The sequence below is a fragment of the Porphyromonas canoris genome (assembly GCF_000765975.1).
In the GTDB taxonomy this organism is placed as follows: Bacteria; Bacteroidota; Bacteroidia; order Bacteroidales; family Porphyromonadaceae; genus Porphyromonas_A; species Porphyromonas_A canoris.
The window spans coordinates 53,360-65,818 of record NZ_JQZX01000012.1 but is presented as its reverse complement, the minus strand read 5'-3'; the positions used below and the strand labels follow the sequence as shown (position 1 = coordinate 65,818).

The 12,459-nt window shown below is 44.5% G+C and carries 8 protein-coding genes; 5 read left to right on the top strand and 3 right to left on the bottom strand.

The features are described from left to right. The first annotated feature begins 279 nt into the window (after positions 1–279). The 4 genes from HQ29_RS06705 to mobV all read left to right on the top strand — a co-directional run bounded on the left by HQ29_RS06705 (position 280) and on the right by mobV (position 4,372). Positions 280–588, top strand: coding sequence for a DUF3853 family protein (locus HQ29_RS06705; RefSeq protein WP_036868618.1), 309 nt, complete (start codon positions 280–282; stop codon positions 586–588). Beyond that, entirely contained in the window at positions 585–1,634 is a 1,050-nt protein-coding gene (locus HQ29_RS06700) for an AAA family ATPase (RefSeq protein ID WP_036868615.1), read from the top strand. The genes HQ29_RS06705 and HQ29_RS06700 overlap by 4 nt, the downstream gene beginning before the upstream one ends. A gap of 272 nt (positions 1,635–1,906) precedes the next feature. Then, positions 1,907–2,794: a toprim domain-containing protein gene (locus HQ29_RS06695; RefSeq protein WP_036868613.1), complete on the top strand. Its 888-nt coding sequence runs from the start codon at positions 1,907–1,909 to the stop codon at positions 2,792–2,794. A 321-nt stretch (positions 2,795–3,115) separates the two neighbouring features. After that, complete coding sequence (gene mobV, locus HQ29_RS06690; protein ID WP_036868612.1) at positions 3,116–4,372, top strand: MobV family relaxase; 1,257 nt, start codon at positions 3,116–3,118, stop codon at positions 4,370–4,372. Between the two features lie 258 nt (positions 4,373–4,630). Here mobV and HQ29_RS06685 read toward each other — a convergent pair whose 3' ends face one another. The 3 genes from HQ29_RS06685 to HQ29_RS06675 form a co-directional block, all read right to left on the bottom strand. After that, complete coding sequence (locus HQ29_RS06685; RefSeq protein WP_235318029.1) at positions 4,631–8,011, bottom strand: SIR2 family NAD-dependent protein deacylase; 3,381 nt, start codon at positions 8,009–8,011, stop codon at positions 4,631–4,633. Between the two features lie 111 nt (positions 8,012–8,122). Then, positions 8,123–9,400, bottom strand: a complete 1,278-nt coding sequence (locus HQ29_RS06680; RefSeq protein ID WP_036868606.1) for a PDDEXK nuclease domain-containing protein — start codon at positions 9,398–9,400, stop codon at positions 8,123–8,125. A gap of 4 nt (positions 9,401–9,404) precedes the next feature. Then, complete coding sequence (locus tag HQ29_RS06675) at positions 9,405–10,706, bottom strand: site-specific integrase (RefSeq protein ID WP_036868604.1); 1,302 nt, start codon at positions 10,704–10,706, stop codon at positions 9,405–9,407. A 445-nt stretch (positions 10,707–11,151) separates the two neighbouring features. Between HQ29_RS06675 and HQ29_RS06670 the strand changes: the two genes are divergently transcribed. Then, entirely contained in the window at positions 11,152–12,381 is a 1,230-nt protein-coding gene (locus tag HQ29_RS06670) for a site-specific integrase (RefSeq protein WP_036844689.1), read from the top strand. Positions 12,382–12,459: the final 78 nt, after the last annotated feature.

The window sequence follows — 12,459 nt, the reverse complement described above, 5'->3', positions numbered from 1 at the left end:
TCCCTATTTAACACTGAAAACCAAGGTGTGATCCTCTAAGGGGGCAAAATATCGCGAGAGGCTCGGGGGCGGTGATGCTCTGCGAGCCTCTTTTTGTATCAAAATGCGTGTTGAGGACGGTGGGGTGAGGACTTGTGATTTCCTGCCTTTTCCTTGTATTTCCTGCGACTTACTTACCCTTTCATAAACAGCAGATTAGCCCATACTTTTGCAGTGTCAGAGCTGACGAATAGCCCGATGCGCAAGGGCAAAAGCATTCACCACAAAATATAATGAAGTATGATTATAGAAGAACTTTTGGGCAAGCCCGTATGGCAGATGACTGGCGAGGAATTGCTCTTCCTTGCTCGCCACGGCTCGCAGCCCAGCAATACTACAACGGAGGTATCCACCTCCAAAGAGCAAAGACACTATGTGTATGGGCTATCGGGCATCGCTCGCCTTTTCGGCTGTAGCCTCCCCACCGCCAACCGCATCAAGCAGAGTGGCAAGATAGACCGAGCCATTACGCAGGTAGGACGCAAGATTATCGTGGACGCTGACCTTGCCCTCGAGTTGGCTGGTCGCAAAACAGGAGGACGCAGATGAATGCACCAGACTACGAAAGCATTTGGCAGCAGTCGCTCATTCGGGTGACGGACAAGTTTAGCCTACCGCCTATCGTGCTGCGTGTGGACGATGCCGTCATCGGTACGCTGGGCAACTTCAGTGTCTCGACAGGGAAAGCCAAGGCAAAGAAAACTTTCAATGTGAGTGCCTTGGTAGCCTCTGCCCTCGCTGATGAACAGGTACTGGAATATCGGGCGTGCTTTCCCGAGAGCAAGCGCAATATCCTTTACTTCGACACCGAGCAAAGCCCTTACCACTGCCAGCTGGTGATGCAGCGCATTCTTCGATTGGCAGGGTTGCCGCTTGACCGAGAACCCGAGCGATTGAAATTCAGCCACCTCAGAGCCATCGCCGACCCGAATCAACGCCGAGAGATTATCCGCCATGCCATCTACAACACGCCCGATGTGGGTTTGGTCGTCATTGACGGCATCCGTGACCTGATGCTCGACATCAACAACTCCACCGAGGCGACACGCCTTGTGGGCGACTTGATGAAGTGGACAGGCGAGCAAAACATCCACCTGCACACCGTGCTGCACCTCAACAAGGGCGACGACAACGCCCGAGGACATATAGGCACGGAGTTGAACAATAAGGCGGAGTGTGTTTTACAAATCACAAAGGATAGCGTTGATGCCGACCGCAGCGTGGTTGCTCCTGCGATTATTCGTTCCAAGCCCTTTGACAAGTTTGCCTTTCGCCTTACGGAGCAAGCCGATGGCATCTGCCTACCCGAGGTCGATGCGACCTATGTAGAGGACACGAAGACCGTCAAGCACTTCTTCTATCAAGAACTGACGGATGAGCAGCATCGAGAGGCACTCAAGGCGACCTTTGGAGAGGACATCACCCTAAGCTATGGCGACCTAATACCCCGACTTCGGACTGCCTATAAGGGTGTCACCGCTCACGAATATGGGCAGACGAAGCTCAAAGAATTGCTCCGCTTCCTTCTGAACAAGCGCATGGTCATCAAAGAAGAGCGTGGCAAATACCACTTCAATCCAGAGTACCACTACTAAGCAGATGAAAAATCGCTGTAGAATGCGGTAATCTCAAGGCGTCGAGGTCGAGTACGAAGGGAGTATACTCTAGTATGTGACCGAGTGCGAGCACCGAAAACAACGAGGAGAGTACTGTATTATACAAGATTTTTTTGGTCGGTCGGACGCAGGCTATATATACCTGACCTGGCCGACCAAATAAGAAACGACACTTGGTCGGACGGTCTATGTGCCTATAGGTTTCGACCGACTGACCAAGCATCAACAATAACCCTCCAAGAAAAAAAGACATGAAAACGATACAAGAAATCAAGCAACTATCTATCGTGGACTATCTCCAGCAGGCTGGACACGAACCGAAACAAATCAAGGGCAATGCCTATTGGTACAGCTCGCCACTGAGGCAGGAGCGCACGCCCTCCTTCAAAGTAAACACCGAACGCAATCAGTGGTACGACTTTGCCACTGGCGAGCATGGCGACATCATCGACCTCGTTTGTGCCTTGCACCGCTGCTCAACGGCAGAGGCACTGCAACTCCTCCGAGGAGAGACAGGACTACCAAAGACTGATTTTTCTTTTGGCGGAACAAAAACCTCCGCTCAGCAAGGACTCGAAATTCTTTCGGTGCAACCCTTTTTTAGCTCGCAGCTGGAACGCTACAGCTCGGAGCGCGGCATTTCGCTCTCCCAGCTAGAAAAGTATTGCTCCGAGGTGCGTTATCGTTCGAGCGAACGAAGCTATTACGCCCTTGGCTTTCCCAACGATGCAGGGGGCTGGGAACTACGCAATCCCTACTTCAAGGGCTGCATCGCCCCGAAAGCTATGAGTATGTTTGGAGCAGGCACAAAAAGTGTGCAGGTATTTGAGGGCTTTATGGACTTTCTGTCTTGGCGGACACTGCACCCCAATGACCCAAGCGACAGCCTGGTGTTAAATTCCTTGGCTCTCCTCCCACGAGCTTTGCCACAACTGCAAGCATATCCCTATGTGGAGTGCTTCCTCGACAATGATGAGGCAGGACGAAAGGCTTTACAGCACCTTCGAGAGGCAGGCATCGAGATCAAGGACATGAGCCGTCTCTATGCTCCACACAAAGACCTCAACGAGTGGATATGTTCAGAGAGGAAATTGCAAACGCAGGCTCAGACACCTCGCAAGCGAGGGCTTCGCAGATAAGGCAAAATCACGCAATTCAAACCAAGTATTCATCGGGTAATCCAAGGTAGGCGAAGTGATGGCTCGGCTTTGTTTCTGGACTATGGCAGAGCTGACCGCCTGCAAGTTCTCGATGGGAGAACTTAGAAACAAAGCCAGCAAGCATTCAGCGAATGCTTAGATGGCACAGAGTGCAGAGGTAATGGGCGGAGCGGACATTTCGAGAAATGCCATAGCTCAATAGGGCATTTTCTTTACGCTCCACTTCGTTACCGCTAAAAAAGCCCTCCTGAGCCAAGGGACTTCGCGCCTTTGGATACCCCCTAAAACCAATCTTCAACTATGGGCTATGCCGTATTACATATAGACAAGGCGAAAGGCAACGACTCGGGCGTGACCGCTCATATTGAGCGAACATACACCCCCAATAATGTCGATGCCTCTCGCACGCACCTCAATCGAGAATTGATGCAATTCCCCGAAAATATAACCAGCCGAACACAGGCTATCGAACATAGAATAGCGACCGCAGGTATCTACCGAAAGGTTTCCGATAATCAAGTGCGAGCCTTGCGATTTATCCTCTCGGGTTCGCACGAGGATATGCTCCGCATCGAAAAGGAGGGACGACTCTCTGAATGGTGCGAGGCTTCGATGGACTGGCTACGACAGACCTTCGGAGCGGAGAATGTCGTAGCAGCCACGCTCCACGCAGACGAAGAGACGCCCCACATCCACGCCACCGTCGTGCCAATCGTGCAAGGCGAAAGGCGTAAAGCCAAGGAGGAATCGGGCAACGGCAAACGCAAGTACAAGACCAAGCGAAACAAGGTGCGTCTCTGTGCCGATGATGTCCTCACACCCAAGAAGCTGGAGGAATATCAAACGACCTATGCCCAAGCAGTAAGACAATTCGGCTTAGAGCGAGGTCTTCACGGCTCGGAAGCCAAACACCGCTCCAATATGGAGTATTATAAAGAACTCCTAAAATCAACTGAAAACAAGAAAGCAGAGGAAGCCCGGATCAAAGAGCGTATAGCAGAGCTAGAAAAGAAAGCAGGCAAGCTCCGCATCAAGGACACGCTCTATTCTTTCTTTGGCAATTCGGAGCTGGACAAAGCCGAACAGCGTATTGAAGCTCTCGAAAAGGAGGCGGAACAAGCTCAATACCTCAGCGAAAAAGAAAAGAACGACATCCGCAAGGAGGTTGTCGTTCTACAAGATAGGCTTAAGGATAAGGGCAGAGAGCTGGAGCAACAGCGGAAGGAGCTGAAAGCCTATGAGGAAGAGCGAAGTTTCATTCAGCGATTTATGCCCTCACTCTTTGCCCTTCTCAATGTACGCAGGCTTTTAGTGTTTATGGGCTTCTCCGATGAACAGATAACACAGATGTACCGCACAGGTAAAGCCGTACGAGCAAAAGCCAAGGTTTACTCCTCGATGTATAGACGCTACTTTGAGGAGGACGACACGATGCTCTGCATTGAGAAAGACCAAAAGCAAAAGCCCTTCCTCTCCATCAATGGCTTATCTGTCCCCGACTGGTGCGAACACAAGTGGCAGCAACTTATCAAACGCAATCGAGGGAAGAGATTGTAAGAAGGAACAGCCCCCTTTCCGCACTCAAACAATCTCCTAATAACATATAATAAAAACGCTTATACATGCTCCTTGATGAGATTTTATCTCAAAAACGCATCTTTTTTGCGATAAAACCCGCTCACAAAAGAATTAGTTTATCGGCAATAACTCCCATTTATTGCCGATAAACTAATATCTGATAGCCCTCTATTTTGTTATGTAAATACAGGTATTTACGCAACAAATCTTTGCGAGTTTTACTGGCTATCCACAATCTTATTTGAGGCTAGCTGCAAGATGCGCACCTACTTCAAATCCATTTCTGACGTCATTCTTTATACAATCATTGTTTACATAATCTCTCCAGTCTCTCAAGCCTATCCAGTCTGGCCAAACCACTGACATAATCCCAGAAATTTGATTTGCATAATATCTAACATCATCTTTTATCTCTTCCAATATAGCAAGGTGTTCTATTCGGTCGGGCAAGATATTTATCCATTCCTCTAATTGAATACGCGCCTTTTTACCTATTCCTTTTTTCAATAAGAGTTCTCTAATTATATAAAGATACACATGAGTATTCTCATCAATTACATAAGTAATCTTATTTATTATGCTTATGATAATCGACTGATTAACTTTTTTACCTTGTTTTTCCGCCATATAGACTAAGGCATTCCCTGCATCATAAACTAATGATCTAGAGTTGAAAAATAAGGACTTCTTTATGTACTTCTTAGCTATTGAATTATCCCATATCCCCAAATATGACAAATGCGTGATAATTGTTAATACAGGGTATTCATATTGATGGTATCGTTCTATCACTTCCTTAAACGGTTTCCACTCGTGACAGTCTTTTTCGGGAAGTCCCTCTACTTGGCTGTAATGGTTCAGAAAACGAAATATATCTTTTACGTGATTATGAAATCCTCCTAAGAATTCTTCGGAATCATTCTTTTTGAATCTATCTTCATTCTCAGTAAGAATTTTTACCACCTTACCTAGAAATGCTAAATGTTGCTCCTTCGTAAATCGAGGGAAGCCTATCTGAAGGCGAAAAAGCCTATTTGAAATAGCATCTATGAAAGAGGTCGATCCATCATTCCTGAAGTCTGTACTTAAGAATGAGTTTAATTCTTCAGCTCCGATAGTCCTCATCGTACTCTCTTCCCCTGGGAACATAAAGAAAGATGCCAGCTTTTCGTCTGATAATGGTGGAATAGCTCTCCATGTATTTATATCGTCATCCAATAATGATAAAGTTATATCATCCGCTTTTGTTTGCATCAAAACCTTAAGTCTTTCAAAAGCTGCTTGTTGAGTGCTTAGCTCAGTTGACCTCAAACCAGTTCTAGCTATATCACCTGCCTCCGTGGGATATTCAATTGCATTGATCCATAACTCAGGCATTTCGAAGTCTTCTCCCCTAATGCCAGATTGCAGTATAGGCTCCTTCAAAGCTTTTTCTTGACAACGCTTTAAATATTCCCCAGATAAGTTATTGTATAGTGTTCTAACCAGTGTCCTTTCATATCTTCTCGGATACTGACGATATACGATACACAGCATATTAAATATACGTTCTATGCGATCTTGAGGAAGCAATGTGGAGAGCTTTACCAATACAGGTAGCAAACTAGTCAGAACTCGTGTTTGTAGAATTTGTCCGGCATATTGTTCAAGCCCTGCTTCACAAGATTCAATCAGATTATCAAAAAACACGCATGCATCAGATCTTCTAATATGTCGTAAACTCTCACGAGTCAAGGCATTCAAAGATTTGGTGTTACAACACCGAACAATCCATTGTAATGCATATTTGGGGTAATATCGTAGTAAGCGCTCTATCATAAATGTTTTGTTATCAACATCTGATGAAAAAAGGTTAGGTATACCAAATGGAAGTCCCAACTTTTCGTATAGTTGAAAATAGCGAATTGCTCCATAATAGTCGCCCTTAAAGCCTCCTCCTTCCAAGTTCCACTGTTGGCCAATTTCTAAAAGATTGAAGTCATGTGTAATTTGATATTGAGATGGCCGATTATCTTCTTTATTTATCATGTCACGGCAATGTCTCACGATTCCTGTAAAGTCAAAATCTGAAGTGGGCTTAGGTCTACTCATGGAGTATGTATTATCTATTCTCCACAGGAAGAGTTCTATCGCAAAGCGGACAGAAGCCAGATGTGAAGAATACCTTGACGTTAGGATGTTTCTTTTAACCGACTTCAATAAATCTCGAAGCATAACTTCAGATTCTCGTAATTGACCAATTTCAATGAGTATCCCAGCCTTCCACAAATGGCCTTGATAGTCTAATGAACGAAGGCTCCAGCTGTCGGTGTTTTTCTGAACGTCAGCATAGTTCAATGTAGAGATGGCGTATAGACATTTTATATAAGTCAACAGACGATTCTGTTCATATGTCAGTTTGGAAATATGAGCCTCTATCTTACTTAAGAGCTGCGCATAATCTTCTTCTTCCCCTTTTATGCGATAGGCATTAAGAAGAAAAAGTTTTAACCCTAATAATTTCTGACGTGTGCCATCCTCCAATATCTCAGAATGTTCAAGAGGTAGTTGTTCTAATGCTTGAAGATACCATTCTATATCAAAAGAACCTAGTGCTGTATCAATACGCCAATTTATTTCATATAAGAATTCTATTCGTTTAAATGTGTCTGGGCACTCTGCGTATATGTTTGACCAGAAAGGCATATCTTCTTTTGTGTCAGAAAACCCTTCCATATGAGATACAGGTAGAACTATCCACCCAGGATAAGCTTCACGCACCTGTATCATTTTAGTTATTAAGGTATCAATATCGCTACTTTCTCGATTATTGATCAGCCTATGCTTGTCTTCAAGTTTTCCTATCCATTTTGTGCTGTATTCTTTCCCAACATATGTAAAGAAAAAATCTAGTGCCTCGGGAAATCCTTCGATATCCTTTATGTCTGCAAGGTTAATAATATCAAGCCCCAAATCATGAGATAAATGAATATTGGAGTCATGTAGTTGAGTATTGTATGTAATTTGGTACACTGGAGAAACTTGTGATCCCATGACATCACGCAACCAGCCTATCCAACTCAGAAAATTGGGATCATCACCAGAGAAGCCGATTAAGCAGAGAATATTCTCTATAAGGGACTGCCGTACTGTGTTTACGAATTCCGGAAATCGTTGGGGGTAAGTGCGGTAGTTTTCTTCGGTTATAATAAAAGGCCGTATATCAGGAAAACTTCCATGTAACTTAACCAAGCGTGGATGTGGAGCATACAAGAGTGTTTCCTTATTAGTAACCTTATAGTAGTAACGCTCTGCTTCTATGAAGGCTTTTTCTAATAATGTATCGTAGTTTGTTGTAAACACGTCTGACCAAGGCAACCTCATTAGATCTATATGGAGGCGCCCTGGATATACACGTTCATCGGGGAGTGAACTTTGAAGTAAGGAATCTAAAACTCCTCGTCCTCTTGAAGCTTCTACCTGAGAGGCTAACCTTAGAACGCTTTTATACTTCACATCCTGATCACCAGGCTTTGCCCCATAAAGTATTTCATAAAAATCATCAGCTAACTCAACCCAATCCTTCATTCGAGTAGTGTCGTCCATTTCTGCATTCTTACTAAAGCCTGCACCAATCATACAAGATGCTCTGCCCTCGTGCAAATGCATGCGTATAGCATCTAACTTCGTTCTAAGAGAAGGATTAATCCCATGGGATAATTTGTTATATCTATCAGAGTTCATATTTTTCTATCTGATGTTGATTGCAATCTTACTCATTTCTTCCTCTACCTCCTCAATGCTGGGGAGCGCGGAGCGGAGGTTGTCGGGGATAGCTTTTGTGAGCTGATAGTCGCTGACACCTATCGGCTGTTCGTAACCCGAGAGGGCATATTGTGCCACAACCTTATCGCCCCCATTGCAGAGCAGTAAGCCGATAGTCTTGTTGTCGTGTTCACCTCGGAGCGTGTCGTCTATTACATTGATGTAGAAATTCAGTTGCCCCATGTATTCGGGCTTGAAAGGCGTTGCCTTCAGCTCAATGACCACATAGGCATGCAACTGAATGTTGTAAAGAACAAGGTCGGCATAGAAATCTTGTTCGCCCACCTGAAAATGTTTTTGCTGAGCCACAAAGGCAAAGCCACTACCCATCTCGAGCAAATACTTCGTGATGTGCGACACCAGTTGACGCTCGATGTCTCGCTCCGCCATCTGTTCCGTCTGTCCCATGATGTCGAAAATGTAGGGGTCTTTCATCAGATAGTTGGCAAGGTCGCTCTGTGGCTTGGGGAGACGCACGGCAAAGTTGTTTACCTTCTTCGCCTCAATCTGACGAGCGAAAAGATTGGTATCCAACTGTGATTTCAGCACATTACTGCTCCAACCATTCGCCACGGCTTGTGTAATGTACCAATAGCGTTCGCCAAGAGGGAGCTTGCTGTTGAGAAGTATTACATGGCTCGCCCAATTTGTGCGAACGACCGCGGACTGCTTGAAGAGCGTCTCTATTTGCTCGATGTCTGTCTGATAGACAGAGGATAACGTTTGAGCTACTTCTCCTAATTGTGCAACAGATTGTTGCGTAATTTCAATCCGTTGATTTTCTGTGTTTTGAATTAGTGCAAGAGGTTCTTGCACTAATTGATTGAGTTGAGTCGTAAGGGTTTTCACTGCGTCCACAGATGGATTACTTAACACGCTGTCTGCCTCACACATTTGTTGCAGCACATTCAGAGGGTAGGCACTGGCAAAGCTACACATATAGAAGATGTTTCTGCGAGAATATCCTTTCTTATCGGGATATTGCGAGCGGATAGCCTCCGAGAGCTTGTCGATGACCTTAGCACCCCAGCCCTCTTTCTCTTGGAGGTAAAGAATGAAATGCCCCACCTTCCAATAGTGATAGAGCATATCGGCATTGGCTGATGCCACGATACGCACTTGCGTCTGCTCGATGTCTGCCCCAATAGCGTGTACGATAGGGGCGAAGTCCTTGCGGTCTATGGCTTGTATTTCTTGTTTCATAGGGCTATAACTGATTAAATTTACTCATCGCATTCGCCTTGATGTCGTCTGCAATGTCGATGTAAGGCTTCATAGCCTTGTAGTCGCTGTGTCCTGTCCACTTCATAACCACTTGAGGAGGGATGCCGAGGGCGAGGGCATTACAAATAAAGGTGCGACGCCCAGCGTGTGTGCCGAGAAGGGCATACTTGGGCGTGACCTCGTCTATACGCTCATTGCCTCGGTAGTAGGTCTGACGCACAGGCTCATCTATGCCTGCCAGCTCTGCCAGTTCCTTGAGGTAGTCATTCATCTTTTGGTTGGTAATGACTGGTAAGACCTTATCGTCCTCAAAAGCAATCTCTTTGTATTTATCCAAAATCGCCTTACTGTGATTGTTCAGCTCGATAATCAGGCTATCCGAGGTCTTGACGGTCGTCACCTCGATATGTTCGCCTTTGACATCGCTTCGGCGGAGGTTGAACACATCGGAATATCGCAAGCCTGTGAAGCATTGAAAGAGGAAGACATCACGCACTCGTTCGAGAGCCTGCTTGTTCGCAGGTATTTCGAACTCTCGGAGCTTCGTCAACTCATCCCACGTCAGGAAGATGATTTTCTTTTGCGTGCTCTTGAGTTTGGGCTTATAAGTATCGTAAGCATTATTCTGATGCACTCCCTGCTTGAAAGCCCAACGCAAAAACCATTTGAGGAATGCCAGCTGCTTGCCGATAGTGCTATTACGCATCTCCTTGCCCTCACGAAGATAAGCGACATAGTCATTCAACCCTTTCTCATCGAAAAACTCAAAGTTAAGCCCCTCCCGAAAGTTCGAAAGGTGGTTCTTCACGGCTGCAAACTTCTCATAGGTGGAGTGCGTCCAATCATTCTGTCGTCCACAATCACGCACAAACTCATCGAAGACCTTGTAAAAATCACTGCCTTCCGTGGCTTTTTTCCGTGAGGAGGGCTTCGTTTCTTCCTCCGCTGGTCTGTGCAGTGCGTTGAATGCCTCCTTAATCTGCTCGGGCGTAGGCATCACTTCGTCTACCTCAAACTTCTTGAAGATCTCTTGTATCTCGGTATAGTAGCCGAGGAGCGAAGCATTGATTTCGGCAGCTGACTGCTTGAGCTTGTTGGTACAGCCATTCTTGACTCTCTGTTTGTCGGCATCCCACTTAGCTGCATCAATACGATAGCCCGTAGTAAACTCGATGCGCTGAGAGGCGAAGTTCACACGCATGCGAATAGGCACATTCTCCACGATGGGAATGCCTGCCTTCTTGCGACTCTCAAGGGCGAAGATGATATTGCGTTTGATATTCATATTGTCTGGGTGTGTAATTTCTGCACCCAAAATTACACCCAAAAAATGATATCACCAAAGATTTTCTATGAAATCTCATTTTATCAAGAAAGAGCACAAAGTACTGAAAAACAAAAGATTGAATACCTATGACTATTTATAAGAGTTCAAGAGAAAGAACCTCTCTCTCCGCTGGAAGGTCTGGACAAAAACAGACAATAAACGGACAAAAGCCTACAAGTCAATGATTTGTAGGCTTTTTTGTTTGTATTTTGTCCAGCATAAAAGACACCAAAAAGACCTCAAAAGACACAAATTTGTGCCTAAATCGTTACCGATTCCATACCGGACAAAAACGGTAACGATTTGTCCAAAAATGACCTCTCGCTGTCCGAATTTGTACAGCCTGTATATATCTCACAATTAATACATTAAAAGTAATTTTGTAACATTAAAAAGTGAGATTATGAAGAGTACATTCAAAGTCCTTTTCTACCTGAAAAAAGGGTCAGAAAAACGTAATGGAGAGGTAACAATTATGGCAAGAATTACCGTTGATGGAAAAATTTGCCAGTTTAGTACCAAACAAAGCATCCATCCCGATAATTGGAGTGTGAAAGCTGGTAAAGCAACCGGGAAGTCCTGCGCACAACTCAATAAGTTACTGGAAGACATTAAAGCATCATTACACCAAATCTACCATGAACAGCAACGGCGAGAAAACTATGTTACTGCCGAGCAAATCAAGAATGAATTTTTAGGGCATACGGAGAACCACGAAACGTTGCTGAATTTATTTCAGAAGCACAATGATGATGTGAAGCAGCTTATAGGTCTATCTAAATCTGCATCTACCTATCAAAAGTATGAAGTAACCCGCAAGCATCTTGCGAGTTTTATCCAAGCTAAGTACAATCTTTCCGATATAGCTTTGAAGTCTATAAACAATATGTTTATAAATGACTTTGAGGTCTATCTTATGACAGTTGGCAGATGTAACCATAACACGACTGCCAAGTTTATGCAGTTCTTCAAACGTATAGTCTTGATTGCCCGGAACAACGGGCTGATAGTCGGCGACCCTTTTGCCAACTATAAAATACGCTTACAAAGGGTTGATAGAGGATACCTTACGGAAGATGAAATCAAGAAAATCCTTGAACTCAACCTTGTTTCCGAAAGGCTGGAACACGTTCGGGATTTATTTCTTTTTTCTTGTTTTTGCGGTTTGGCTTATATAGATGTAGCAGGACTTAGAAAAGAGCATATCCGCAAGTCGTTTGACGGCAACCTTTGGATTATGACTAAGCGGGTGAAAACTGGAATAGATGTAAATGTACCGTTACTGGACATTCCAAAGATGATTTTGGATAAATATAAGGATAAGCTTCCTAACGGTAAAATCCTTCCTGTAATCAGTAATCAAAAACTTAATTCCTATTTAAAGGAGATTGCCGACCTTGCCGGAATCAAGAAAAACCTTACGTTTCACCTTGCCCGTCATACCTTTGCCACCACAACGACACTGGGTAAAGGAGTTCCCATTGAAACCGTTTCTAAAATGCTGGGGCATACCAATATTGAAACGACCCAAATCTACGCCCGCATTACTAATAATAAGATTAGTGATGATATGAAAGGACTTTCCGAGCAATTTACGGGTATTGAAAAAATCTATAAAAAAGTGGCTCAATAGTTACCTATTTCCAGTAGGTAACCAATGGGTAACGAATTAGGTAACGATTTTTATTCTAAAACATTAAAATATAAATAG

Excerpts from the sequence above, each read along its gene's own strand:
- HQ29_RS06705 (WP_036868618.1), top strand. The coding sequence starts at position 280 with ATGATTATAGAAGAACTTTTGGGCAAGCCCGTATGGCAGATGACTGGC.
- HQ29_RS06700 (WP_036868615.1), top strand. The coding sequence starts at position 585 with ATGAATGCACCAGACTACGAAAGCATTTGGCAGCAGTCGCTCATTCGG.
- HQ29_RS06695 (WP_036868613.1), top strand. The coding sequence starts at position 1,907 with ATGAAAACGATACAAGAAATCAAGCAACTATCTATCGTGGACTATCTC.
- mobV (WP_036868612.1), top strand. The coding sequence starts at position 3,116 with ATGGGCTATGCCGTATTACATATAGACAAGGCGAAAGGCAACGACTCG.
- HQ29_RS06685 (WP_235318029.1), bottom strand. The coding sequence starts at position 8,011 with ATGATTGGTGCAGGCTTTAGTAAGAATGCAGAAATGGACGACACTACT.
- HQ29_RS06680 (WP_036868606.1), bottom strand. The coding sequence starts at position 9,400 with ATGAAACAAGAAATACAAGCCATAGACCGCAAGGACTTCGCCCCTATC.
- HQ29_RS06675 (WP_036868604.1), bottom strand. The coding sequence starts at position 10,706 with ATGAATATCAAACGCAATATCATCTTCGCCCTTGAGAGTCGCAAGAAG.
- HQ29_RS06670 (WP_036844689.1), top strand. The coding sequence starts at position 11,152 with ATGAAGAGTACATTCAAAGTCCTTTTCTACCTGAAAAAAGGGTCAGAA.